General features: G+C 66.5%; 20 protein-coding genes. 7 read left to right on the forward strand and 13 right to left on the reverse strand.

The window, feature by feature from the left end:
• Window positions 1-87: 87 nt before the first annotated feature.
• Entirely contained in the window at window positions 88-1,341 is a 1,254-nt protein-coding gene (locus HUT07_RS15280; protein WP_176021634.1) for a M12 family metallo-peptidase, read from the reverse strand.
• A gap of 220 nt (window positions 1,342-1,561) precedes the next feature.
• On the opposite strand from HUT07_RS15280, the gene HUT07_RS15285 reads away from it, so the two are divergent.
• Window positions 1,562-3,034, forward strand: a complete 1,473-nt coding sequence (locus tag HUT07_RS15285; RefSeq protein ID WP_176021635.1) for a DUF2235 domain-containing protein — start codon at window positions 1,562-1,564, stop codon at window positions 3,032-3,034.
• Between the two features lie 90 nt (window positions 3,035-3,124).
• On the opposite strand, the gene HUT07_RS15290 is transcribed toward HUT07_RS15285, so the two are convergent.
• From HUT07_RS15290 to HUT07_RS15320, 7 genes are all read right to left on the reverse strand, one after another.
• Window positions 3,125-3,949, reverse strand: coding sequence for a ferritin-like domain-containing protein (locus tag HUT07_RS15290; protein WP_176021636.1), 825 nt, complete (start codon window positions 3,947-3,949; stop codon window positions 3,125-3,127).
• Between the two features lie 10 nt (window positions 3,950-3,959).
• Complete coding sequence (gene purF, locus HUT07_RS15295; protein ID WP_176021637.1) at window positions 3,960-5,426, reverse strand: amidophosphoribosyltransferase; 1,467 nt, start codon at window positions 5,424-5,426, stop codon at window positions 3,960-3,962.
• A gap of 30 nt (window positions 5,427-5,456) precedes the next feature.
• Complete coding sequence (locus HUT07_RS15300; RefSeq protein WP_176021638.1) at window positions 5,457-6,236, reverse strand: CvpA family protein; 780 nt, start codon at window positions 6,234-6,236, stop codon at window positions 5,457-5,459.
• Between the two features lie 46 nt (window positions 6,237-6,282).
• Window positions 6,283-7,305 (reverse strand): SPOR domain-containing protein, encoded by a 1,023-nt coding sequence (locus tag HUT07_RS15305; protein WP_176021639.1) that lies wholly within the window; start codon window positions 7,303-7,305, stop codon window positions 6,283-6,285.
• 81 nt (window positions 7,306-7,386) lie between these two features.
• The gene (folC, locus tag HUT07_RS15310; protein WP_176021640.1) at window positions 7,387-8,658 is read right to left on the reverse strand and encodes a bifunctional tetrahydrofolate synthase/dihydrofolate synthase; all 1,272 of its coding nucleotides are present in this window, start codon (window positions 8,656-8,658) and stop codon (window positions 7,387-7,389) included.
• Between the two features lie 42 nt (window positions 8,659-8,700).
• The gene (locus tag HUT07_RS15315) at window positions 8,701-9,345 is read right to left on the reverse strand and encodes a histidine phosphatase family protein (protein ID WP_176021641.1); all 645 of its coding nucleotides are present in this window, start codon (window positions 9,343-9,345) and stop codon (window positions 8,701-8,703) included.
• 273 nt (window positions 9,346-9,618) lie between these two features.
• Entirely contained in the window at window positions 9,619-11,781 is a 2,163-nt protein-coding gene (locus tag HUT07_RS15320) for a S46 family peptidase (protein WP_176021642.1), read from the reverse strand.
• A 399-nt stretch (window positions 11,782-12,180) separates the two neighbouring features.
• On the opposite strand from HUT07_RS15320, the gene tdh reads away from it, so the two are divergent.
• The gene (tdh, locus tag HUT07_RS15325) at window positions 12,181-13,203 is read left to right on the forward strand and encodes an L-threonine 3-dehydrogenase (protein ID WP_032952044.1); all 1,023 of its coding nucleotides are present in this window, start codon (window positions 12,181-12,183) and stop codon (window positions 13,201-13,203) included.
• A 134-nt stretch (window positions 13,204-13,337) separates the two neighbouring features.
• Here tdh and HUT07_RS15330 read toward each other — a convergent pair whose 3' ends face one another.
• Window positions 13,338-14,030, reverse strand: a complete 693-nt coding sequence (locus HUT07_RS15330) for a TorF family putative porin (RefSeq protein WP_176021643.1) — start codon at window positions 14,028-14,030, stop codon at window positions 13,338-13,340.
• Window positions 14,031-14,240: 210 nt separating this feature from the next.
• Between HUT07_RS15330 and kbl the strand changes: the two genes are divergently transcribed.
• Window positions 14,241-15,446 carry a glycine C-acetyltransferase gene (kbl, locus tag HUT07_RS15335; protein ID WP_176021644.1) on the forward strand — a complete coding sequence of 402 codons (1,206 nt, stop codon included), beginning with the start codon at window positions 14,241-14,243 and terminating at the stop codon, window positions 15,444-15,446.
• 119 nt (window positions 15,447-15,565) lie between these two features.
• Here kbl and HUT07_RS15340 read toward each other — a convergent pair whose 3' ends face one another.
• The 4 genes from HUT07_RS15340 to HUT07_RS15355 all read right to left on the reverse strand — a co-directional run bounded on the left by HUT07_RS15340 (window position 15,566) and on the right by HUT07_RS15355 (window position 18,629).
• A complete protein-coding gene (locus HUT07_RS15340) occupies window positions 15,566-15,901 on the reverse strand; it encodes a hypothetical protein (RefSeq protein WP_176021645.1) in 336 nt (111 codons plus the stop codon).
• 85 nt (window positions 15,902-15,986) lie between these two features.
• Complete coding sequence (locus HUT07_RS15345) at window positions 15,987-16,709, reverse strand: pseudouridine synthase (protein WP_176021646.1); 723 nt, start codon at window positions 16,707-16,709, stop codon at window positions 15,987-15,989.
• 107 nt (window positions 16,710-16,816) lie between these two features.
• Window positions 16,817-17,323, reverse strand: coding sequence for a hypothetical protein (locus tag HUT07_RS15350; protein ID WP_176021647.1), 507 nt, complete (start codon window positions 17,321-17,323; stop codon window positions 16,817-16,819).
• Window positions 17,324-17,540: 217 nt separating this feature from the next.
• On the reverse strand, window positions 17,541-18,629 hold the full coding sequence (locus HUT07_RS15355) for an OmpA family protein (RefSeq protein ID WP_176021648.1): 1,089 nt from the start codon (window positions 18,627-18,629) through the stop codon (window positions 17,541-17,543).
• A 358-nt stretch (window positions 18,630-18,987) separates the two neighbouring features.
• Here HUT07_RS15355 and HUT07_RS15360 point away from each other — a divergent pair, with 358 nt between their 5' ends.
• The 4 genes from HUT07_RS15360 to HUT07_RS15375 all read left to right on the forward strand — a co-directional run bounded on the left by HUT07_RS15360 (window position 18,988) and on the right by HUT07_RS15375 (window position 23,715).
• Entirely contained in the window at window positions 18,988-20,007 is a 1,020-nt protein-coding gene (locus HUT07_RS15360; protein WP_176021649.1) for a zinc-binding alcohol dehydrogenase family protein, read from the forward strand.
• A gap of 174 nt (window positions 20,008-20,181) precedes the next feature.
• Window positions 20,182-20,826 carry a hypothetical protein gene (locus tag HUT07_RS15365; protein WP_176021650.1) on the forward strand — a complete coding sequence of 215 codons (645 nt, stop codon included), beginning with the start codon at window positions 20,182-20,184 and terminating at the stop codon, window positions 20,824-20,826.
• A gap of 100 nt (window positions 20,827-20,926) precedes the next feature.
• On the forward strand, window positions 20,927-22,957 hold the full coding sequence (locus HUT07_RS15370) for an NADPH-dependent 2,4-dienoyl-CoA reductase (RefSeq protein ID WP_176021651.1): 2,031 nt from the start codon (window positions 20,927-20,929) through the stop codon (window positions 22,955-22,957).
• Between the two features lie 299 nt (window positions 22,958-23,256).
• On the forward strand, window positions 23,257-23,715 hold the full coding sequence (locus HUT07_RS15375) for a cell wall hydrolase (protein ID WP_025878087.1): 459 nt from the start codon (window positions 23,257-23,259) through the stop codon (window positions 23,713-23,715).
• The last annotated feature ends 57 nt before the right edge of the window (window positions 23,716-23,772 follow it).

Genomic DNA, 23,772 nt, shown 5'->3' on the forward strand with positions numbered 1-23,772 from the left:
TGGATCGCGGGGTGCCAACCAGGGTTGGCATCTACCAGAGCAGGTGAACACGCCCTGGTAGAAGCCGCCCCTGGTCGGCGCCTGGCCTCAGCGGAAGGCCGCGATGGTGGCCTTGGTATTGACCAGCACGCGCTGGTTGTCGGCACTGCTGGCGATACCCATCGGCACACCGTTGTAGCTGATGTTCGGATTGGACCAGTAATTCAGCCGCGGGCAGCCGGCCGAGCAGTCATAGGCCATGATCGTTCGCCAGCGCGATCCGCTGGCCGGTTCATAGCGATAGCCATGGCCATAGGCATACGGTGACGTGCTCGGATCACTGGCGATATCGTGCCGCGCGCTCTGCAGGTGGCCGATTTCATGGGCGAACGAGTAGTAGCCGGTGGCGCAATCCCAGTACACCGCGGCGAACGCAGTCGACGCGGTGGAGCCGATGCCCGACGCCAGACCGCAATAGCTGGTGTTGTTGATCAGCAGCACGCCGACGTCGGCGGCCGTGTTGTTGCGGCTGGTGTGGATGCTGTCCATGTAGCCGTCGCTGGTGCCACGGAAGCGCGACAGGTCCGTGGTGAAATTGCCGGACTCAGCGTAGCTGGTGGTTTCATAGCCGGCCAGCTGCAGGGTCAGGCCAACGTTGCTGTTGACGTAACCCTGGTTGGATTCGGCAACGGCCAGCTGCACCAGCGACTGCATGTTGCCACCGTAGGCGGCCACCGCAGCATTGGTCGCCACCACCAGCACGCGGATGGTCGCCGGACTTCCCGACGAGGCCTGCGCGGCGCCGAGTCGATCATTGGCCGGCATGGCGATCTTCGGCAACTGGTTGTAGTCGGCCGGATGGTCAGCCGGCATCCGCGATTCATCCACCTCGACCAGCACGTGGCGGTTGCCCAGCGGGCGCAGGCGATACAGTTTGCCGTCCTTGCGGATCGAGCCGGTCAGGGTATTGCCAGAGCGCACCAGGATCACCGAGTTGCCCGGATCGTCCTGGCCATTGGACGTGGCCGCCTGCAGGCGATCGGACGGCGCGCGCAACTGGCCGTACCAGACGCTGCCGCCATCCGGCAGCGCCTCGACCTTGCTGCGAACGGCCTGCACCTTCTGTCCAAGCAGCTCGAATTCCAGTTGCGGCTGCGCGGTGGCAGCGGCATCGACACGCACTTCCTGTACAGCGGCGGTGGACGGGGTGGCCAGCAACCGCCCCAGTGCCGGCTCACTGGTGGCCGATGCACGGCTGAGCACGGTGACCGGCTCGAACAGCGGCGCCGCACTGGCGGTCGCGGCTACCGACAATCCCAACAACAGACCACCTGTCGCTTTACTTATCGATCTGGACATCATCTTGTCGCTCCTTGGAGTGAAGTGGACAGCGTTGATGCAGCACGACCCGGGGTGCCGGGTTTGGCCATCAGGCCTGCGCGGGGCGTGTGAATTCAATAGATGAGGGGAATGAAAATCGCGATCTGTGATCAACCGCATCTGCGTTCAGTGAGGTCAAAAGCGTCACTGCACATCGCCAATACACAGCTTTCGCGCTACCGTGACACCGCCGCGACGGGGAATGCACATGGCACCAGGACAGCACAGCAGTGACATGACGGCTGATCCGGGCCTGCTGCGGATCGGCCTGTTCTTCGACGGTACCCGCAACAACGCGCACAACCTGGCGCAGGGGCACCGGCAGCCGCCGCGACCACGCCCTGCCCTGCTCCGCGCCGATGATGATTCGACCTACCAGAGCCGACTGACCAGCAGCTACGACAACGGCGCCACCAACATCGCGCGCCTGCATCAGCTGTATCCGGACAGCCGACGCACGCCTGGCAGCACGCCCTCGCTGGCGATCTATGTTGAAGGTGTCGGTACCCGTGACGACGCTGAGGACGACCTGATCGGCCTGGCCTTCGGCATCGGTGCCAGCGGCGTGCGGGCGAAAGTGCAGCGTGCACTGCAGGCGCTGCTGCCGGCGGCACTGTCGGCGCTTGCAGTGCAGTGGCGCGCGCCCCTGCACAGCGTGCAGCTGGATCTGTTCGGTTACTCGCGGGGCGCAGCCGCCGCGCGCGATGTGGCCAACAACCTGCGAGGGTGGGATGCCCCGCACTGGCGGCAGCTGCTGCAGCAGGCCGGGCTTTCGTGCAGCGCCGACTTCGCCCTGCTACGGCCGGCACTGCGCTTCATCGGCCTGTTCGACACAGTGGTCGCCGTCAACGGGGGACGCGCCGACGAGCAACCCCGCATCGCCCTGCCCGCAGGCATCGCCGAGGCGGTGTTGCAGCTCAGCGCGCGCGATGAGCATCGCCAGCACTATGCACTGACCACCGTGGCACCAGCCTATCCCGAGATCGCATTGCCTGGTGTGCACGCCAACATCGGCGGCGGCTACGACCAGGTGGAAGAAGGGCCCAAGCTGCTCAGCAGGCCGCGACGGCAGCAACTGCGCCGGCCCGGCGTGGAGGACTACCAGACGCCGCCACTGGCCCAGCTGCAGGCAACGACCGCCTACGCTGAAGCACAGGCCGACGCCGAACGCTGGCGGCAGCAGTTGGGGCTGAGTCCGAAGGAAGTCTGGGTCGATGTCTGGCACCAGTGGCAGCAGCAGCGACGCGCGGGCAGCCGCAGCGTGCTGATGTCGCCGGTGCTGTACGTCACCGCGGCAGTGGTGCTGCACCGACGCATCGATTGGCGCTATCAGCTGGTTGCACTGCAGGTGATGCAGAAGCACGCCATCGATGCCGGCGTGACCTGGACCGCTGATGCCGCCGAGGTGGCGGGGTGGGAGCTGCCCAGCGCGTTGCAGCCGATCGCTCGTCGCCTGATCGCCGGCCAGCCGCTGACCCCGACGCAGGAAGCGTTGCTGCGCCGCCGTTACCTGATGCAGTCCGCGCACTGGAATTTCGATGCACTGGGCGATACCGCGCTGACCTACGCCGCCGATGCTGGTGTCAGCGAGTTACCGTATCGACCCGGGCCGGGGTTGTTCTACATCAACCGGCCGACGGTGGATGGCAGGCGCGTGGTGTTGCCGAACGGGTGAAAGGGTGAAAGGCATCCACGCATGGCGTGGATCTACGCGATCCGTCCAGTAGATCCACGCCATGCGTGGATGAGGATCAACCGACGCGACTCAACCCGCCTGTTCGATCAGATTGGCGAGTTCATCCGCATCGAACCCGGCCAGCAGGCGCGCCTCGATATTGAACGGTCCGTGCAGGTAGCCCCCGGCATACTCGACCAGCAGTTCCTTGAAACGTGCGCGCGGTTCGACACCTGCGCGCTCGCAGTACCACCGGAACCAGCGCGATCCAGCGGCAACGTGGGCAACCTCCTCGCGCAGGATCACCTCCAGCACATCGGCGGTTTCACCATCGCCGACGTTGCGCAGCTTGTCGATCATGCCCGGGGTCACGTCCAGCCCACGTGCTTCCAGCACGCGCGGCACCAGCGCCATGCGCGCCAGGCCGTCGTGCGCGGTCTTCTCGCACATCTCCCACAGGCCGTTGTGGGCGGGGAAATCGGCGTAGTCGTGGCCATGCGCCAACAGGCGCTCGCGCAACAGCATGAAGTGGCGCGATTCATCGTCCGCGCAGCTCACCCAGTCGGCATGGAACGCAGCTGGCAGACCACGGAAGCGGTAGACCGCATCCCAGGCCAGGTCGATCGCATTGAGTTCGATATGGGCGATGGCGTGGATGAACGCGGCGCGCCCGGGTACCCCGCCCAGGCCGCGCCTCGGCACTTCACGCGGATGCACCATCATCAGCTGCGGCGGGCGGCCCGGCATGCGGATCGGATCCGCTGGCGGCACCTCGGCCGGCACGCTCAAGCGGCCGGCGCGGAACGCAGCGGCGTAGGCCTGGGTCAGTGCGACCTTGCGCAGGGGATCGGCTTCGGCCAGGCACTGCTGCGCGGCGCGCAGCAGATTGCCACCGACGTCGGGCACATCGTTCACCACCTGGATCTCAGGCGCGGCGCTTGTGCTTGGCGTCGTCCGAACGCAGCTGCTGGATGCGCTCGAAATAGCCCGGTTCGATGCCGGTCGGGTAATGGCCGTTGAAGCACGACGAATCGAAGTTGCGCAGCGCCGGATTGCCTTCGCTCACCGCCGCTTCCATGTCTTCGATGTCCTGGTAGATCAGCCAGTCGCAGCCCAGGTGGGCTTCGATTTCCTCGATGCTGCGATTGTGCGCGACCAGCTCTTCCGCCGCCGGCATGTCGATGCCGTAGATGTTCGGGTAACGCACCGGCGGCGCGGCGCTGGCCAGGTAGACCTTGCGTGCACCGGCGTCGCGCGCCATCTGCACGATCTGCTGGCTGGTGGTGCCACGCACGATCGAGTCGTCCACCAGCAGCACCACGCGGTTGCGGAATTCCAGGTGGATCGGGTTGAGCTTGCGACGCACCGACTTCACCCGTTCGCCCTGGCCCGGCATGATGAACGTGCGGCCGATGTAACGGTTCTTGATGAAGCCTTCGCGGTACTTCACCCCGAGCACGTTGGAGATCTCCAGCGCGGCATCGCGCGAGGTGTCCGGGATCGGGATGATGGTGTCGATGTCGTGATCCGGGCGCAGGCGCAGGATCTTCTCGCCCAGCTTGATGCCCATGCGCATGCGCGCCTTGTGCACCGATACGTTGTCGATCATCGAATCCGGGCGTGCGAAGTACACGTACTCGAAGATGCACGGGGTGTGTTCGGCCGGCTCGGCGCAGATTTCCGAGAACAGTTCGCCGCGCGCGGTGATCACCAGCGCTTCGCCCGGCTGCACGTCACGCACGCGCTGGAAGCCCAGCACGTCCAGCGCGGCCGACTCGGAGGCAACGATGTACTCGTCTCCCTCGGCGTGGCTGCGCTTGCCCAGCACCAGCGGACGGATGCCATGCGGATCGCGGAAGGCGACCAGGCCCAGGCCCAGCACCACGCTGACCACCGCGTAGCCGCCCTTGCAGCGACGGTGCACGCCGGCCACCGCGCGGATGGCGGCTTCCGGGCTGAGCTGGCGCTGCTGTTCCAGTTCGTAGGCGAACACGTTCAACAGCACTTCGCTGTCCGAATCGGTGTTGACGTTGCGGCGGTCCTGCTCGAACACCTGCTGGCGCAGGGCCTCGGTATTGATCAGGTTGCCGTTGTGGGCCAGCGCGATGCCATACGGCGAATTGACGTAGAACGGCTGCGCCTCATCCATGCCTTCCGAACCGGCGGTCGGGTAGCGCACATGGGCAATACCAACGCTGCCTTCCAACGTGGACATGGTGCGTGCGTCGAAGACATCGCGGACCAACCCGGTGGCCTTCTGCACCCGCAGGCGGCTGCCATTGACCGTGGCGATACCCGCCGCGTCCTGGCCGCGATGCTGGAGGACGGTCAAGCCGTCATACAACTGCCCGGCGACATTCTGGTTGCCGACGATTCCGACGATGCCACACATGATGCGAGGTCTCCGCTGGGCTGTGCCCAGTTACAAGGAAGGTGGCCGTGCCTGGCCAGAGTTGTCGCCGCGTCTGCGGTCGACATTGGCCGGATCGCCCGGCTCGATGCTGCCCGGTAGTGCTGGGGCGTCCGGGCGCACTTCGGCCGGATCATATGCCTCGCCCTGTTCCGCCTTCGCAGGCCGCAGCCATCCGCTGCCCGCCACTATCTGATCGAGAACGCCATTATCGCCTGTCGCCCCCGGCTTGCCCACTCCAACGCCAGCGCTCTTGCCCAGTTCCATCAACGCAGATGGGGACAGTGCGTCCATCGGCAAGGCCTTGGGCAGCAGATCGGCCCCCGGCACCTGCCACTGCGGCAGCTTGCTGTTCATCCAGCCCACGACAGGGTTCAGCACCGGACGCAGCGCCGAGCCACGCCAGGAGGGTTCGGCGGTCAGCGGGGTGAAGCCGGCCAGCAGCAGCAGCACGGCTGCGATGAGTCCGCCACGCACGGCGCCGAGGATCCCGCCCAGCAGGCGGTCCAGGCTGCCCAGCATGTTGCGGTGAACGATGGCCTTGATGACCATGCCGATCACGGCGACGACGATCATCACGCCGATGCCGACGCTCAGGTAACCACCGATGAAATGCTCGCCGCCGGGCGCGGCCGGTGCCGCCCACCAGCGCGCGGCGTCGTTGCCGAAGGCAAAGGCCGCCCAGGCAGCTACCAGCCACGATACGGTGCCGATGACAATGCCCACGAAGCCGCGCAGCAACCCGAGCAGGGTCGAGGCGGCGATCACGATCAGCAGCACCACGTCGATCATGGCGCCCCGCTCCTTCGGCGGCGCTGGCAACGGGGCCGCGTACAGGTCATGGGTGCGGTCGCACCATGCCGGCCACGCCGACCTTGGCGGCGACCTGCGCCTTCAACTGTTCGGCATCGGCGCGGTTGGCCACCGGCCCGACACGGACCCGGTGCAGGCTGCCCTTTTCGGTGCGCACCTGCTCGACGAAGGCGCTGAAACCTGCCGCGCGGACCTTGTCGCGCAGGGCGTTGGCGTCGTTGGCCTGGCCGAACGCGCCAAGCTGCACGGCAAAACCCACGCCGCTGGCGGCCGGTGCAGCCGGCGTAGTCGGCGGCGTGGCCGGCTTGCTGGCGGTGGTTTCCGGCTTGGGCTCGGGCTTCGGTTCCGGCTTGGCCACCGGCTTGGTAGCCGGCGGCGCTGCTGCGGTCGGCGTGCTCGGCGGCAGGCTTTCACTGCGCACCGGGTTGCCGGTCGCCGACGGCGTAGCCGCCGCGATCGGGGTACTGGCGCTCGGCGCGGGCGCCGGCGTACTGGCCACCGGTGCGCTGGTCGAGGGCTTCGCATCGAGGGTGATGACTTCTGCCTTCACGTCGGCACGGACCTTGACCGCCTGCAGCCGGCCCGCTTCGGCCTGGGCACGGTCGGCATACGGTCCAACGCGCACGCGCCAGGCCGGGCGACCGTTGATCGATGCGGTCTCGATGAAGCCCGGAAGCTGCGAGCGCTTCAGATAGGCGACCACCGCATCGGCATCGGCCTGGCTGCCGTAGGCGCCAAAGGTCACTGCGTAGTTGCCGGCGGCGACGGCTGGCGACGTGTCCACGGTCGGCGGTGCAGCCGGTGCGGCAGCCTCATCGACGGGACGCGCCTGGCCACTCTGCAGACCGGTGGCGCCACCGGCAGGCGCGACCAGCGGCAGTTCACGGGTCTCGAACTGGCCATCGGCCGGCGCATCGGGTGCAGCGATCGGCACATTGGCCACACCGCTGTCCGGCGCCGGGCCCTTGACGAGCATCGGCAGGAAGATGACGGCCAAGGCCACCAGGACGATGGCACCAATCAGACGCTGTTTCAGGGGCGTATCCACGTAGGGCAGGCGGCAGGCTGGACGTTGCGGTCGATTATACGGGTGCTGGACCGGACGGCGTCGGCAATGGCTGAACGGCGGTCAGGTGTGGGCCTGCAGCCATTGCAGCGCAGCGGCGGCAGTGTGGAAGGAACCGAACACCAGAACCCGATCACCTCGCTCGGCGCGCGCCAGCACCTGCGCCAGCGCCTGTTCGACCGTGTCGGCCAGCGTCGCAGTGGCTGCCGCGGTATCGGCCAAGCGCGTCTGCAGCTGCACCGCACTCTGGCCACGCGGGCCGTCCAGCCCGGCCAGGGTCCAGTCGCCCACCACGCCCTGCAGGGCCTGCACCACGCCGACAGCATCCTTGTCCTGCAGCGCGGCGTACACCGCCAGAGTGCGCCCGGGGGCGGCCTCGGCCTTCAGCGCGCGCGCCAGCTGGGCGGCCGCCTGCGGGTTGTGGCCGACATCGACGCGAACCTGCACGCCGTCGCGCTCGAACGCCTGCAGGCGCCCGGCAATGCGCGCCGCGGCCACGCCTGCGGCCCATGCCGCGCGCGGCACCGGCTTGTCCAGCGCACGCAGCGCAGCGATCGCCGCACCGGCGTTGGCCAGCTGGATCGGCCCGGCCAGCGCAGGGGTCGGCAACTCCAGGCGTGTGCCGACATCGCGCCAACGCCAACGCTGGGCGTCGATCGGTTCGTAGAAATAGTCGCTGCCACCGCGGATCGCGTTGGCACCTACCAGGTAGGCGCGCGCCAGCACGCTCGACGGCGGATCGGTCTCGCCCAGGATCACCGGCTTCCAGCCGCGGATGATGCCGGCCTTCTCGGCACCGATGGTCTCGCGGTCCTCGCCCAGCCATTCGGCGTGGTCGATATCCACGGTGGTGATCACCGACACATCGGCGTCGACAATGTTGACCGCATCCAGACGGCCACCCAGGCCGACTTCCAGCACGGCCAGATCGAGAGCGGCATCGGCGAACAACTGCAGCGCGGCCAGCGTGCCGTACTCGAAATAGGTCAGCGTCACATCGCCGCGCGCTGCCTCGACCGTATTGAACGCAGCGACCAGTGCAGCGTCGTCGACATCCTGGCCATCGACGCGCACGCGCTCGTTGTAGCGCAGCAGGTGCGGCGAGGTGTACGCACCGACCTTCCAGCCCGCAGCGCGCGCGATGGCTTCGATGAAGGCAACGGTGGAACCCTTGCCGTTGGTGCCACCGACCACGATGGTGTGCCTGGCCGGCGCGCCCAGGCCCATCGCGGTGGCAACGGTGCGCACGCGCTCCAGTCCCATGTCGATGGTGGCCGGGTGCTGGCGTTCAATGTAATCCAGCCATTCGGCCAGAGTGGTCGGGGTGTTCTTCACGGCAAGGCTTCCAACAGGTACAGGTGGTTCAGGACAGGAAATTCAGAGTGCGCGGTGCTTGGCTTCACCGAAGAACGGCGTGTGGTGGGCGCAGTCGTTCAGGCGCACCACTTCCAGGCTGTCCAGATCGGAACCTTCAAGCAGGTTGAGGGTGGTCGGTGCCTGGCGGAAGGTCCACAGCCGCGACAGCGGCAGGCCCAGCACCTTGCACAGGATCACCCGGTTGACCGCGTCGTGGGCGACCACCAGCAGGGTGTCATGCTCGCCAAGGCCATCAGCGGCACGGGCCAGGCCGCGCCAGCTGCGCTCCAGCACCAGGCGCAGCGATTCGCCGCCGGGCATCAGCACGGTATCGGGTTCTTCGCGCCAGGCCTGCAGGCGCGACGGGTCTTTTTCGTTGATTTCGCTGGCCAGCAGGCCTTCCCACTCACCGTGGGCGATTTCCTGCAGCTCCGGCTCGGTCAGCAGCATATCGGCACGTGCAGCGCCAAGGGCCAGCTGTGCGGTGCGCTGGGCGCGCGACAGCGGCGAGGCCACCGCACGGGTGATGTCCACCGACGCCAAACGGGCGCCAAGCGCCTGGGCCTGGGCTTCGCCGATGGGCGAAAGCGGAATATCGATCTGGCCTTGGTAGCGGCCTTCGGCGTTCCACGGCGTTTCGCCGTGACGGGCAAGCAGGATGCGCATGCGAACAAGGGGTCCTGGGGGAGGAGTTCCGGCGCAGTGTTCACATCCTGTGAAGTACGCGGAACAGGAATGATACCTGTTCGGCGGACCGGGCCGGTCGGGGCATGAAAAAACCCCGCGACCTGCGTCGCGGGGTTTCGGGTTTCCTGTGGATTCCGCCGGGCATGGCTCGGCGCTACCGGAGGCGGCCAGTAGATCCACGCCATGCGTGGATGCACCGCCCGGATGTGCATGCCGAGTTGCCGGCCAGCGGCCGGCACTACCGCAACCGGTTTATTTCACCAGGTTCAGTTCCTTGAGCAGCTGCGGCGCCGGCGCCACTTCCTGCATGATCCACTGCATGTAGCGGCTGTCGACCGCGATCATGCGGGTCATCACCGGGTCGAACACCCAGTTGGAGCTGACCGATTCCCAGTTGCCGTCGAAGGCCAGGCCGACCAGCTTGCCGTTGGCATCGAGCACCGGCGAACCGGAGTTGCCACCGGTGATGTCCAGGTTGGACAGGAAATTCACCGGCACCGAACCAATCCGCTTGTCTTCCAGGCCGCCATATCGCTTGGCCTTGACCGCATCCAGCAGTGCCTTCGGCGAGTCGAACGGATCTTCACCGGTTTCCTTCGCCGCAATACCTTCCAGGGTGGTGAACGGGGTGTACTTCACGCCGTCCTTGCCGTAACCCATGACGTTGCCGAAGGTGATGCGCAGCGACAGGTTGGCATCGGGATAGACGAACTCGCCCTGGCTCTTCTTGTAATCGGCCACGGCCTGCAGGTACAGCGGACGCGCGGTCAGCGATTCGCCTTCGCGGATCTTCTTCTGCTCTTCCTGCTTCAGCAGCGCCGGCATGACGGCCACGGCGTACTGGATGGCCGGATCACTGCTGGCTTCGAACGCAGCGCGGTCGGCCTTGAACCACTTCAAGCGGGTGTCGAGGCTGCCCAGCTCGGTGCCGCCCAGCTTGGTCACCAGCGACTTCACTGCAGCAGCATCGCTGCCGGCCAGCCACTTGTTCAGCACCTCGTTGTCGCGCTGCGCGGCCGGCAGGGCCACGTACTGGTCGAGCCAGTAGGCCTGCAGCTGCTGGTCCATCTTCGCCACGTAGCGGCGATCCATCTGCTTCAGGCTGCCCTCGATGGTGGTCAGGTCGCGTTCCTGGTAACCGGCTTCGCGCTCGGCATCGGGCTTGCTGCGCTCGATCGACAGGCGGTACAGGGTGATCGCCGCGCCAACGGCCGAGGTGTTGTTGAACTGGCCGACGAACAGGTCACGTTCGCGGGTGGACTTGCTGGTATCCAGATGCTTGAGCAGCTGCGCGTGTGCGGCCAGCGCCGGCTTGCCGGCAGCACCCTGCTTCTTCAGCCACGCCAGCACGGCGGCTTCTTCTGCCTGCTTCTGGCCGGCGGCGTCGATGCGCTTGAAGCCTTCCAGCTGGCCCAGGTAGTTCTTGGCCACGTTGTTCATGCTGGCGGCGGTGGCGGCGTACTTCACCTTGACATCGGCATCGGCCTTGCCGGCGTCGGCGATCATCTTCAGCACCGCGTTGTAGTGCTTGGCGATGGTCGGGTAGGTGAAGCTGGCGGTCTCGTTGAACTCACCGGCCAGCGCATAACGGTTGGTGCGGCCCGGGTAGCCGGCCACCATCACGAAGTCGTCGGCACCCAGCGGTGTATCGGCGAACTTCAGGAAGTGCTTGGGCTGGTAGGGCACGTTGTCGGCCGCGAACGCCGCCGGCTTGCCGTCCTTGCCGACGTAGGCGCGGTAGAACGAGAAATCGCCGGTGTGGCGCGGCCACATCCAGTTGTCGACGTCGCCGCCGAACTTGCCGACGCTGCCCGGAGGCGCGTAAACCAGGCGCACGTCCTTGATTTCCATGTTGCGGAACAGGCGGTAGGTGTTGCCGCCGGAGAAGCTGTACAGGCGGCAGCGGAAGCCGGCATCGGCTTCACAGGCGGCGACCTGGGCCTTGTCGAAGGCGTCCAGCGCGCGGCTGCGTGCCAGCGGGTCGTTGCCGGCGCCGGCGATGGCGGCCTTGGCCTGGGCGGTGACGTCGGTGATCTGGTCGAGCACGAACACGCGGGCGTTCGGGCCGGCGCTCAGTTCATCGCTGAGCTTGGGCGCGTTGAAGCCATCCTTGATCAGGTTCTTCTGCGCGGTCGAGTTCAGCTGGATCGCACCGTAGGCACAGTGGTGGTTGGTGACCACCAGGCCCTGCGGCGAGACAAAGCTGGCGGTGCAGCCGCCGAGGGCAACCACCGCGCCCATCGGGTCGCCGGTCAGGTTGGCCAGCTGTTCCGGGGACAGCTTGAGGCCGGCCTTCTGCAGCGGGCCGGCGATTTCCGGCAGCTGCTGCGGCACCCACATGCCTTCAGCGGCATGGGCGACCTGGACCAGCCCAAGGCTGGCGACGACGGAGAATGCAAGCAGGTTCGAGCGCATGGAGCGGCCCCTGGTAGTGGAACCTTCGATTGTAGCCCGCCACCCTGCCCCGCCCCGAACCCCGGAAGTCATGGGGCCCTCTTCGCTCCGCCGCGCGCGCGTTGGCCGCGCGCACGGAAACCGTCCTGAGGGGGCGTGATCACCCTGGCCGGGACCGTTGGCGCCAAGGATGGCGCCATCGAGCACCAAGGAGGGGCTTTTGCGTGTCCCGGCCAGGGTGACCACGCCCCCTCCCCTCAAATCAGGGAGGCGCTGCTGTTTGCAGGACGTTCGAAACGCCCGCCTGCGTGCAGCTTTCGTTCCACCAATGCACCCGCAGCGCAACATGGGAAATCCGCGTGGCGCCCTATAATCCGCGCTTTCCCCCTGATGAGTTCCACCCCGATGGCGCAGCAAACGATGAAGGCCCTGGTCAAGCGCGAAGCAGCCAAGGGCATCTGGATGGAAGAGGTTCCGGTGCCGACCCCGGGCCCGAACCAGGTGTTGATCAAGCTGGAGAAGACCGCGATCTGCGGCACCGACCTGCACATCTACCTGTGGGACGAGTGGAGCCAGCGCACGATCAAGCCGGGCCTGACCATCGGCCATGAATTCGTCGGCCGCATCGCCGAGATCGGCCCGGGCGTGACCGGCTACGAGATCGGCCAGCGCGTGTCGGCCGAAGGCCACATCGTCTGCGGTCACTGCCGCAACTGTCGCGGCGGTCGCCCGCACCTGTGCCCGAACACCGTCGGCATCGGCGTCAACGTCAACGGCGCGTTCGCCGAATACATGGTGATGCCGGCCAGCAACCTGTGGCCGATCCCCGACCAGATCCCGTCCGAACTGGCCGCGTTCTTCGACCCGTACGGCAATGCCGCGCACTGCGCGCTGGAATTCAACGTCATCGGCGAAGACGTGCTGATCACCGGCGCCGGCCCGATTGGCATCATCGCGGCGGGCATCTGCAAGCACATCGGTGCGCGCAACGTGGTGGTGACCGATGTCAACGATTTCCGCCTGAAGCTGGCCGCCGACATGGGTGCTACCCGCGTGGTCAACGTCGCCAACACGTCGCTGAAGGACGTGATGAAGGAGCTGCACATGGAGGGCTTCGACGTGGGCCTGGAAATGAGCGGCAACCCGCGCGCGTTCAACGACATGCTCGACTGCATGTACCACGGCGGCAAGATCGCCATGCTCGGCATCATGCCCAAGGGCGCCGGCTGCGACTGGGACAAGATCATCTTCAAGGGCCTGACCGTGCAGGGCATCTACGGCCGCAAGATGTACGAGACCTGGTACAAGATGACCCAGCTGGTGCTGTCCGGCTTCCCGCTCGGCAAGGTGATGACCCACCAGCTGCCGATCGACGATTTCCAGAAGGGCTTCGACCTGATGGAAGAAGGCAAGGCCGGCAAAGTGGTATTGAGCTGGAACTGATCCTTCGCCGCGCGCGATGGGTGGGTGCCGAGCTTGCTCGGCACACCTTGAAACTGAAAAAGGCGCCCGATGGGCGCCTTTTTCGTAAAAATGCGTGCCAGGCAAGCCTGGCACCTACCGTAACGCCTGCGGCGTTACTTGCCTACGGCGACGCTCAGCATCACCCGGCTGTGTGCCAGCTTGCCGGAGTTGTCGCGGCCATTGCCGTCGGTGCCGTAGTAACCCAGGCCGACATTGAACAGGCCGAACTGGCGGGCGACGCCGACGTTCCAGTCGGTGTAGTCCTTGGCGATACCGTCCTCGAAGGTGCTGCGACCGACGTTGGCGTTGAGCGTGAAGTCCTTCGGCAGGCCCCAGCTGCCACCCAGGCCGAAGTACCAGCCATCGGTGCTGCTGTTCCACACGTCATTGCTGTAGGCCACCGTCAGCTTGTAGGTGTCGTCCAGCGTGGTGGTGGTGATCAGCTCGTTGTAGTTCTGGTGGCTGGACTTGAGGTAGGTGTAACGGTTCAACAGCACGTCGAAGTTGACGCGCTCGGTCACGTCGACGCCGTAGCCGATCAGGTAGTCGATCTCGGTCTTCGGATCGCCGGCACCGAAGTCGACGCCCGAGCCCCATACGCCGGCATACAGGCCGACCGGGCTGGTGTAGGTGAAGCCGGCCTGCAGGGTCGGATCCTCATCGGTCTGCGACACACCACGGAACAGGTAATCGGAAACGGCGGTGACGTTCCAGCTGTACGGAGATTCGTTGTCCTGGGCGCTGGCGGCAAACGGCGCGAGGGTCAGGGCGGCGGCAATGGCGAGGCAGGCACGGGCGTGCTTCATGGGCGTCTCCGGTGGGGTCGGTGGCGTGGAAGGCGGGATCTGCAGCGGGCGCAGCGACCGGAGCCAGACAGCCCCGGTTCACGAATTTTTAACCCGTTTGCTATTGCGATGCAACATGTGCCGGCCATGGCGGTGCCCCGTCCGGCCCGGTCGGCAGCCGTCGATGCCCGGTAGAATCAGCGGTTTCCCGTGCTGAGCCGTGCCCACGCCATGACCGACTCCTCCGCCCTGACCCGCCACTATGCAGAGGAACTGGACGCCATCCGCGCCCAGGGCCTGTTCAAGTCCGAGCGGATCATCACCAGCCCGCAGTCCGCCGAGATCACCCTCGAAGACGGCCGCACCGTGCTGAACTTCTGCGCCAACAACTACCTCGGCCTGGCCGACCATCCGGACCTGATCCAGGCCGCGAAGGACGCGCTGGACAGCCACGGTTTCGGCATGGCCTCGGTGCGCTTCATCTGCGGCACCCAGGACCTGCACAAGCAGCTGGAAAAGCAGATCGCCGACTTCTTCGGCAAGCAGGACACCATCCTGTACGCGGCCTGCTTCGACGCCAACGGCGGCCTGTTCGAACCGCTGCTGGGCGAGAACGACGCGATCATCTCCGATGCGCTGAACCATGCTTCGATCATCGACGGGGTGCGCCTGTGCAAGGCCAAGCGCTTCCGCTACGCCAACTGCGACATGGCCGACCTGGAAGCGCAGCTGCAGGCCGCCGATGCCGCTGGCTGCAAGACCAAGCTGATCACCACCGACGGCGTGTTCTCGATGGATGGCTTCATCGCGCCGCTGGACGAAATCACCGCGCTGGCGAAGAAGTACAACGCGCTGGTGCACATCGACGAATGCCATGCCACCGGCTTCCTCGGCGCAACGGGCCGCGGCTCGGCCGAAGTCAAAGGCGTGCTGGAGAAGATCGACATCATCACCGGCACGTTGGGCAAGGCCATGGGCGGCGCGCTGGGTGGCTTCACCTGCGCCAGCGCCGAGGTGATCGAGCTGCTGCGCCAGCGTTCGCGCCCGTACCTGTTCTCCAACTCGTTGCCGCCGCACGTGGTCGCCGCCGGCATCAAGGCGTTCGAGATGCTGGCCGCGGCCGACGACCTGCGCGACACCCTGGCCGATAACACCACTTACTTCCGCGAGAAAATGACCGCTGCCGGCTTCGACGTGAAGCCGGGCGTGCATCCGATCAGCCCGGTGATGCTGTACGACGCACCGCTGGCGCAGAAGTTCGCCGAGCGCCTGCTGGAAGAAGGCATCTATGCGATCGGTTTCTTCTTCCCGGTGGTACCCAAGGGCCAGGCGCGCATCCGCACCCAGATCAGCGCCGCGCACAGCCGCGAGCATCTTGACCGCGCGATCGATGCGTTCACCCGCATCGGTATCGAGCTGGGCGTGATCAAGGGCTGATCACCGCCGGGGTCGGATCCCAACAGGTAGCGCCGGGCCATGCCCGGCGGTTTCCCGATAGCCGCGCCATGCGCTCGCCGGGCACGGCCCGGCGCTACCGAAATGACGCGCGACGCGCGTCATTTCTTTTTCTTCTTGCCCTTCGGTTCGTCCTTGCTGGCGACCACCACCGGCTTGGCGGCGGCATCCTGCCCATTGCCCTTGGCTACGCGGATGCCATTGGCTTTCATCCAGGCATCGAACTGGTCGGCGGTCATCTTCTGATCACCGTTGCTCATCATGAAGCGATAGCTGCCGCGGCCATCCAGTTCCGGGGTCTTTACTTCAACCACCGGGGTCTCGGCCGGGCGGTCGGCCTTGGCTGTCTTCTTGTGGCCGCCGCAGGCCGTCAACAGCACGATCGGCAACAACAGGCTGGCGCAGCGCAGGGTTTGCTTGAGGGTCGGGTGATACATGGGCAGGCTCCGTTCTGGACATTCGACAACCAGGCGCCCCCTACGCCTGGAACGGTGGCCGGCATCCGCCGGCCGTGGGCATCACTCAGCCCGGTGCAGCGGCCCCCAGCCGCTGCTGGTCGCTGACCTCCAGCGCCCGCCATTGGCCCTTGCCGAGATCGCCGAGCGTGAGCTCTCCGATCGCAACGCGGACCAGGCGCAGCACCTGCAGGTCGAAGGCCGCCAGCAGGCGACGGATATGGCGGTTGCGGCCCTCGTCGAGGACCACCTCCAACCAGGCGGTCTTGTCGCCGCTGCGCAGCACGCGCACGGCCAGGGCGAGGAGGAACTCACCCTCGTCTTCGACACCGGCGCGCAGCGCGGCCAGGGTGTCGTCATCGGGCAGGCGATCCACCTGCACGTGGTAGGTCTTCTGCGGGCCTGTGTCCGGATCGGTCAGGCGTGCGGCCCACTGCGGATCATTGCTGAACAGCAACAGGCCTTCACTGGCCTTGTCCAGGCGGCCGACCGGCGCGATCCACGGCAGGCCGGCGCCATCGAAGCAGCGGTACACGGTGTCGCGGCCACGCTCGTCCTGCACGGTGGTGACCACTCCGCGCGGCTTGTTGAGCATCAGGTAGAGGCGTTGCGGTGCACCCATCGGCTGGCCGTCGACCTCGATCGGCGGCGCCGGGTTGGCAATCGGGAATTCCGGGTCGCGGACGATGCGCCCGGCGACGCGGACACGCCCCTCGGCGATCCAGCGCGCGGCCTCGCTGCGCGAGCACACGCCAGCCTTGGACAGCACGCGCGCCAGGCCATGGCGCACGCCAGCGGAAACCGCAGGAGGATTCGCACGCCCACGCGCAGCGTGGGAGCGGGCAGCGGGGGCAGCAGGTGGGCGGCGTGTGCGCAAGCCTCTGCTCCCCGCCCGGCTTACTTCTTGTCGACCGGCTTGGTCTCAGCCGGCGCTTCGGTTGCGGCCGGGGTCGCTGCCGGAACCGGGCGTGCCTTGACCACGCGTACGCCACGCGCCTTCATCCAGGCGTCGAACTCCTCGGCGGTCATGCGCTTGCCGTTCTGGCTCATGTCGAAGCGCCACGGCGTGTTGTCGAATTCGGTCTGCGGCTTGTACGCGGCCGGATCATTCGGCTTCACGGCCGGCGCGCTCGGAATCGCCTTGGCGATGTTCTGGCAGCCATCGATGCGCAACCGCTGCAGCACCTGGTCCAGCGACTGCGACGGATCGTAGCTGCTGCCCAGCACGCCGCTGGCCATGCCCAGCTGGCTGCTGCGGATATACAGCTCGTCGGCCACCGGGGCAACGGCCGTGGCCGGCAACGGCAGCGGCGAAGCGCTGGTGTTGACCGAGCAATCGACCGCAGCGTGAGCAGCAGGAACCAGGGCCAGCGCCAGAACGGCAGCCGATGCAGAGCGCAGCATGAGGGCATCCACGGAAGGAAGTGACGCGGCGAGTTTAGCAATGCGGCGTCATCTTTCAAGCGCCACTTTCAATGAATACGGCAACTCATTGGTTTCATGGGCAAATTGCCGACGAACGGTCGTCACTCAAGCGCTGATTCATCATTCCGGATCGCACAAACAACAAGACCCGGCCGAAGCCGGGTCCTGCTGTGTCTTACTGGCAGAGCGTCAGAACTTAGTTCTGGACGTTCAGCTCGGTACGACGGTTCTTGGCGCGACCTTCCGGATTGTCCGAACCATCCGGGTTGGTGTTCGGCGCAATCGGACGGCTCTCGCCGTAGCCGATCGGACCGGCCAGACGGCCAGCGTCGACGCCGTTCTTGGTCAGGTAGTTGTACACCGCGGTGGCGCGGCGCTCGGACAGCTTCTGGTTGTAAGCGTCGGTACCCTTCGAGTCGGTGTGACCGGCAACTTCAACGCGCAGATCCGGGTAACGCTTCAGGATCTCGGTGGCTTCGCTCAGGATGGCCACAGCGTCCGGACGCAGGTTCGACTTGTCGAAGTCGAAGTTCACGCCCTTCAGGTCGATCGAGACCGGCACCGGGCAACCGTCCGGACCGATGGTCTGACCCGGCTGCGAGTTCGGGCACTTGTCGTCGCAGTTGTTGACGCCGTCACCGTCGTCATCCAGGTCGGCGCAGCTCGGGGCAACCGGAGCCGGTGCCGGAGCAGCAGCCACCGGGGCCGGGCCCAGCGGGATCACGACGCCGACCGAAGCCAGCACGTCGCCGAACCAGCTTTCGTCGCGCGCGGCGATGCTCTGGTCGTCGAAGTCAGCGCGGTAGGCCACTTCGGCGCGGACAGCAACGCGCTTGTCGAAGGTGGTCTGCAGGCCGACGCCCAGCTTGGCAGCCAGGTTGCCGTCCTTGCGGTCAGCCGGGCCGTTCGGGCCAGCGGCGTACTCTTCTTCCGACTTCTGGTAGCCCAGGCCGCCCACGATGTAGGGGTTCCAGCCGCGGCCTTCCTTGATGAAGTGGCGACGCAGATCGAACGACACGCCGTACTGCGACCAGTTCTGATCCTGGTTGGCGTCGAAGTTCGGGTTCTGGTAGTTCAGCTCACCATCCAGCGACCAGTTCGGGCTGATGAACTTGCCCAGACCCAGGGTCACGAACGGAGCGTCGTTGGTCAGACGGTCGTTATCCTGGAAGTTGAAGCCGGCCGAACCGGTCAGGTACCAGCGGTCATCGAACTCCTGCGCCGACGCAGCCTGGGCGAAAGCCAGACCGCCCAGCAGCGCGGCAGTAAGGATCTTCTTGTTCATTGAGTACAGCTCCTATTTCGGGGGTATGAAACCGGTAGAGGCATGGGCCAGCACTACTGCGTCGATGTTCAGACAGCCGATTCAGCACGCCACCGCCGCGAACATTATGCTCAGGCGGGTGAAGGTCATGTTAACAGTCCCGTAACATGTGAAGCGTCGTGCACGACCGGCTACCGGCCCGACGTTGAAACCCTATACAGGATGATGAAAATCCGCAAGACCCACGCACCACAAGGGTTTGGATGGGTTTAAGAGCCAGATACGACAGTTTTGACGAGGGCTGTCGCAACGCGGTTCAGCGCGCGCCCATCGAGGTGAGGAACCTTATGATGCAGACAGGAACCGAGCTGGAGCCGCAATGAAAGCCGTCGCCCTGTCCCGTGAATCCGCCCCTGCCCTGCGCGACCTGGTGCTGCCACCGCCGCAGCCGCCTCGTGGCCGCGACCTGCTGATCCGTGTCGAAGCAGTTTCCGTCAATCCCGTGGATGGGAAGCTGCGGACAGGCACTTCGGCCGCGTCGCTGGATACTCCGCGCATCCTCGGCTGGGATGCGGCAGGCGTCGTTGAAGCCATGGGCGAGGAGGCCAGCCTGTTCGCCTCCGGTGACGAGGTCTATTACGCCGGAGATGTCACCCGGCTTGGCTGCAACGCGCAGTATCAGCTGGTGGATGAGCGACTGGTGGCGCGCAAACCGACCACCCTCGACTTCGCCGAAGCGGCCGCGCTGCCGCTGACCACCCTGACCGCCTGGGAACTGCTGTTCCAGCGCATGCCCCTGCAGCTGGATGACCGCCGCCACGCCGGCCAGCGCCTGCTGGTGATCGGCGGTGCCGGCGGCGTCGGCTCGATGGCGATCCAGCTGGGCCAGCACGCAGGCTTCGAGGTCATTGCAACCGCGTCGCGTGAAGCGTCGATCGACTGGTGCCGGCGGATGGGCGCCCAGCATGTCGTCGACCACCGGCAACCGCTGCTGCCACAGCTGCAGGCGCTTGGCATCGACGACGTGCAGGTGGCCCTCAACCTGGCCGACACCGACCACTACTGGGACGAACTGGGCGAGCTGCTGGCACCACAAGGACATGTCGGCCTGATCGTCGAACCGCGCGGCCCGCTGCGCATCGGCGATCCCTACAAAGCCAAGTGCATCGGCATCCATTGGGAATTCATGTTCGCCCGCGCGCGCTTTGCCACCGCCGACCGTATCGAGCAGCACCGCATCCTCAACCGCGCCGCCAGCATGATCGATGCAGGCCAGTTGCGCGGCACGCTGAGCGAGGTACTGGGGCCGATCAATGCGGCCAACCTGGAAGCTGCCCATCAGCGCCTGGCCGGCGGCCGCACCATCGGCAAGCTGGCGCTGGCCGGCTGGGGCGACTGACGCGTCATGCAGAGCCGAGCCCATGCTCGGCTGCTTTGCCTGGCACCGCCAGCCGAGCATGGGCTCGGCTCTACAGATTCCGTCTGTGGCGGCGTATTGGCCGACATCTGTATCTATGGCGGCGGATAAATCGGGATTACGTTGGGAACAGATCCTCCTCTCCCCGAGCCTGTCATGCCCACCGCCCTGCCCCTGCGCTTGCTGCAACTGATCATCGGCCTGTTCCTCTACGGCTTCGGTGCCTCGCTGATGATCCGCGCTGCGATCGGTGTCGCGCCGTGGGATGTGCTGTCACAGGGCATTGCTGCACAGACTCCGTTGTCGTTTGGCCTGGCCACCAACGTGATCGGCGCACTGGTGCTGCTGTTGTGGTGGCCGCTGCGACAGAAGCCTGGTGTCGGCACGGTACTCAACGTGATGCTGATCGGCCCCTCGGCCCAGTTCGGGCTGTGGCTGTTGCCCCCGGCTGTCGGCCTGGGCTGGCAGGTGGCGATGTTCTGCGCCGGCATGCTGCTGGTGGCGCTGGCCACTGGCCTGTACATCGGTGCGAGGCTCGGCCCTGGACCGCGTGATGGCCTGATGACCGGGCTGCATGCACGTACCGGCTGGCCGATCTGGAAGGTCCGCAGCCTGATTGAAGGCAGCGTGCTGCTGCTGGGCTGGTGGCTGGGCGGCAATGTCGGGCTCGGCACCCTCGCCTTCGCCCTGCTGATCGGTCCGCTGTGCGGGGTGACGCTGGGCTGGTTCGGGATTGGCCGGCCGCTGCCGGTGGGTAGCGCCGGGCCGCGCCCGGCGAGCGCGCAGCGCGGCCACGGGTAGCCGGGTCGCCGGGCATGGCCTGGCGCCACCGATTCGCCAGCCCTTGCCCCGGGCGCCATTTCGCGGCACCCTTCGCGCTTCCGTACGCAAGCGTATCGACATGTCGCCAGCCAACGAAAGCGCCTATCCCCACCTGTTCGCCCCGCTGGACCTGGGCTTCACCCAGCTGCGCAACCGGGTGCTGATGGGCTCGATGCACACCGGCCTGGAAGATCGCGCCCGCGACTTCCCGCGGCTGGCCGCCTACTTCGCCGAACGCGCTGAAGGCGGCGTCGGCCTGATCGTCACCGGCGGCTTTGCGCCCAACGTGGTGGGCTGGCTGAAGCCGTTCGGCGGCAAGCTGTCCTGGCCGTGGGAAGTGCGTCCGCATCGGCAGCTGACCGCCGCCGCGCACCAGCACGGCGCGAAGATCTGCCTTCAGCTGCTGCACGCCGGGCGCTATGCCTATCATCCGTTGTCGGTGGCACCGTCGAAGCTGAAGGCGCCGATCAATCCGTTCACCCCGCGCGCCTTGTCGGCCAGCGGCGTCGAGCGGCACATCGCCGACTACGCACGCAGCGCCAAGCTGGCCCGCGAGGCCGGCTACGACGGCGTGGAAGTGATGGGCTCGGAGGGCTACCTCATCAACGAGTTCATCGCTCCGCGTACCAACAAGCGCAACGACCGCTGGGGCGGTGATGCCGCGCAGCGCATGCGCTTCGCGGTCGAGATCGTGCGCCGCATCCGTGAGGCGTGCGGCCCGGATTTCATCATCATCTACCGTCTGTCGCTGGTCGACCTGGTCGAAGACGGCAGCAACTGGGAAGAGATCGTGCAGCAGGCCCAGGCCATCGAAGCCGCTGGCGCCACGATCATCAACTCCGGTATCGGCTGGCACGAAGCGCGCATTCCAACCATCGCCACGTCGGTACCGCGTGGCGCGTTCGCCGCTGTCACCGCCAAGCTGAAGCCGCATGTGAAGGTGCCGCTGGTGGCGACCAACCGCATCAACATGCCCGATGTCGCCGAGCGCATCCTCGCCGATGGCGGCGCCGACATGGTGTCGCTGGCACGCCCGCTGCTGGCCGATCCGCAATGGCCGAACAAGGCCCGCGCCGGCCGCGCCGAGGCCATCAACACCTGCATCGCCTGCAACCAGGCCTGCCTGGACCACGTGTTCGAGAACAAGCTGGCCAGTTGCCTGGTCAACCCCCGTGCCGCCCACGAGACCGAGCTGGTCTACCGCCCCACCACCGCGCCGAAGAAAGTGGCCGTGGTCGGCGCCGGTCCAGCCGGCCTGGCCTGCGCCACGGTCGCTGCCGAACGCGGCCACCAGGTCACCCTGTTCGACGCCAGCGAGGAGATCGGTGGCCAGTTCAACGTGGCCAAACGCATTCCCGGCAAGGAAGAGTTCCACGAGACCCTGCGCTACTTCCGCCACAAGCTGGCCGAGACTGGCGTGCAGTTGCGCCTGGGCACCCGTGCCGACGCTGCCAGCCTGGCTGGCTTCGATGAGGTCGTGCTCGCCACCGGCATCGTGCCGCGCAAGGTCGACTTCCCCGGTGCCGACCACGCCAAGGTGGTCAACTACCTGGACGTGCTGCTGGGCCGGGTCGAGGTCGGTGGCAGTGCCGCCATCATCGGCGCCGGTGGCATCGGCTTCGATGTCGGTGAGTTCCTTGCCCATGATGGCCCTTCGCCATCGCTGGACCCGCAGCGCTGGATGGCCGAATGGGGCGTGGATGCCACCTTCGAGGCCCGCGGCGCACTGGCACGGCCGGCCGTGGAGGCATCTCCCCGCAAGCTGTGGCTGCTGCAGCGCAGCGCCGGCAAGCCCGGTGCGCGCCTGGGCAAGACCACCGGCTGGATCCACCGCGCCACGCTGAAAGCCAAGGGCGTGCGCATGCTCGGTGGTGTCGAGTACCTGGGCGTGGACGATGCGGGCCTGCGCATCCGCGTCGACGGCAGCGAACAACTGCTGCCGGTCGACCACGTGGTGATCTGTGCCGGGCAGGAACCGCAGCGCGCGCTGCAGGCCGAGCTGCAGGCAGCGGGCATCGCCGCACAGCTGATCGGCGGTGCCGATGTAGCGGCCGAATTGGATGCCAAGCGCGCCATTGACCAAGGCAGCCGCGTCGCCGCCGCGCTCTGATGTGCACCTGAATGGGGGCCGGAATGTGATTTCCGTCACTGGCCCCCAAGCTGAATGTCAAGCCGGACGATTCAGGATGCGTTCGGCAATGCCCCCCTACCTTGCGCCATCTTTCCGCTCACCAGCCAGTTTCCGGTGAGCCGGTGCGGACCCCGCCGATCGATCCACGATCGTGTTCTTGGGGCCGCCCACGGGGCAGCCCCGATGGCTGCCTCCCCATGACGCCAAGTCGTACCCCGCCTCCAGCAGCCCGCGCTGCCGGAACCGCTAGGTGCGTCCCACACGGAGCAAGGAGTTATATGAAACTGGCCTGGATTCTCTGGCTGTCGCAGTTGTTGCCGCAGCCGGCCGCTGATTCATTGTGTTTGAGCACCACCGTCTACCTGGAAGCCCGCGACCAGACCCTGCGTGGCCAGCAGGCCGTGGCCGAGGTTGCCCTGCGTCGCCTCGACAGCGGCCTCTGGGGCGACTCGATGTGCCAGGTGGTGACCGCGCGCAAGCAGTTCGCCCCCACCATCGTCTCCCCCGGCACCCAGCTGGGCAACGATGCGGCCTGGAGTGAAGCGATGGACGTGGCCTTCGACGCCGAGCGCAACTGGGCGCTGCCGGCCGGCGAGCGCCGCGAGATCGTGCCCGGTGCCAGCCACTTCGCTGCGCTGGCGATTGCCAGCCCGAACTGGCGCAACGCCTACCAGGTGGCCACCATCGGCGATCACACCTTCTACAAGGTGCAGAACCTCAAGCCCCGGCAATCGTAACGATCCGTTGCTGGCGGCAGCGTTGCCGCGCTCCGGTGGGCTCTGGGATAGTGGGCG

The organism is Stenotrophomonas sp. NA06056, assembly GCF_013364355.1.
Taxonomy (GTDB): domain Bacteria; phylum Pseudomonadota; class Gammaproteobacteria; order Xanthomonadales; family Xanthomonadaceae; genus Stenotrophomonas.

Coding starts and splice junctions, on each gene's coding strand:
- HUT07_RS15280 (WP_176021634.1), bottom strand. CDS start 1,341: ATGATGTCCAGATCGATAAGTAAAGCGACAGGTGGTCTGTTGTTGGGA.
- HUT07_RS15285 (WP_176021635.1), top strand. CDS start 1,562: ATGCACATGGCACCAGGACAGCACAGCAGTGACATGACGGCTGATCCG.
- purF (WP_176021637.1), bottom strand. CDS start 5,426: ATGTGTGGCATCGTCGGAATCGTCGGCAACCAGAATGTCGCCGGGCAG.
- HUT07_RS15300 (WP_176021638.1), bottom strand. CDS start 6,236: ATGATCGACGTGGTGCTGCTGATCGTGATCGCCGCCTCGACCCTGCTC.
- HUT07_RS15315 (WP_176021641.1), bottom strand. CDS start 9,345: ATGCGCATCCTGCTTGCCCGTCACGGCGAAACGCCGTGGAACGCCGAA.
- HUT07_RS15320 (WP_176021642.1), bottom strand. CDS start 11,781: ATGCGCTCGAACCTGCTTGCATTCTCCGTCGTCGCCAGCCTTGGGCTG.
- tdh (WP_032952044.1), top strand. CDS start 12,181: ATGAAGGCCCTGGTCAAGCGCGAAGCAGCCAAGGGCATCTGGATGGAA.
- HUT07_RS15330 (WP_176021643.1), bottom strand. CDS start 14,030: ATGAAGCACGCCCGTGCCTGCCTCGCCATTGCCGCCGCCCTGACCCTC.
- kbl (WP_176021644.1), top strand. CDS start 14,241: ATGACCGACTCCTCCGCCCTGACCCGCCACTATGCAGAGGAACTGGAC.
- HUT07_RS15340 (WP_176021645.1), bottom strand. CDS start 15,901: ATGTATCACCCGACCCTCAAGCAAACCCTGCGCTGCGCCAGCCTGTTG.
- HUT07_RS15350 (WP_176021647.1), bottom strand. CDS start 17,323: ATGCTGCGCTCTGCATCGGCTGCCGTTCTGGCGCTGGCCCTGGTTCCT.
- HUT07_RS15355 (WP_176021648.1), bottom strand. CDS start 18,629: ATGAACAAGAAGATCCTTACTGCCGCGCTGCTGGGCGGTCTGGCTTTC.
- HUT07_RS15360 (WP_176021649.1), top strand. CDS start 18,988: ATGAAAGCCGTCGCCCTGTCCCGTGAATCCGCCCCTGCCCTGCGCGAC.
- HUT07_RS15365 (WP_176021650.1), top strand. CDS start 20,182: ATGCCCACCGCCCTGCCCCTGCGCTTGCTGCAACTGATCATCGGCCTG.
- HUT07_RS15370 (WP_176021651.1), top strand. CDS start 20,927: ATGTCGCCAGCCAACGAAAGCGCCTATCCCCACCTGTTCGCCCCGCTG.
- HUT07_RS15375 (WP_025878087.1), top strand. CDS start 23,257: ATGAAACTGGCCTGGATTCTCTGGCTGTCGCAGTTGTTGCCGCAGCCG.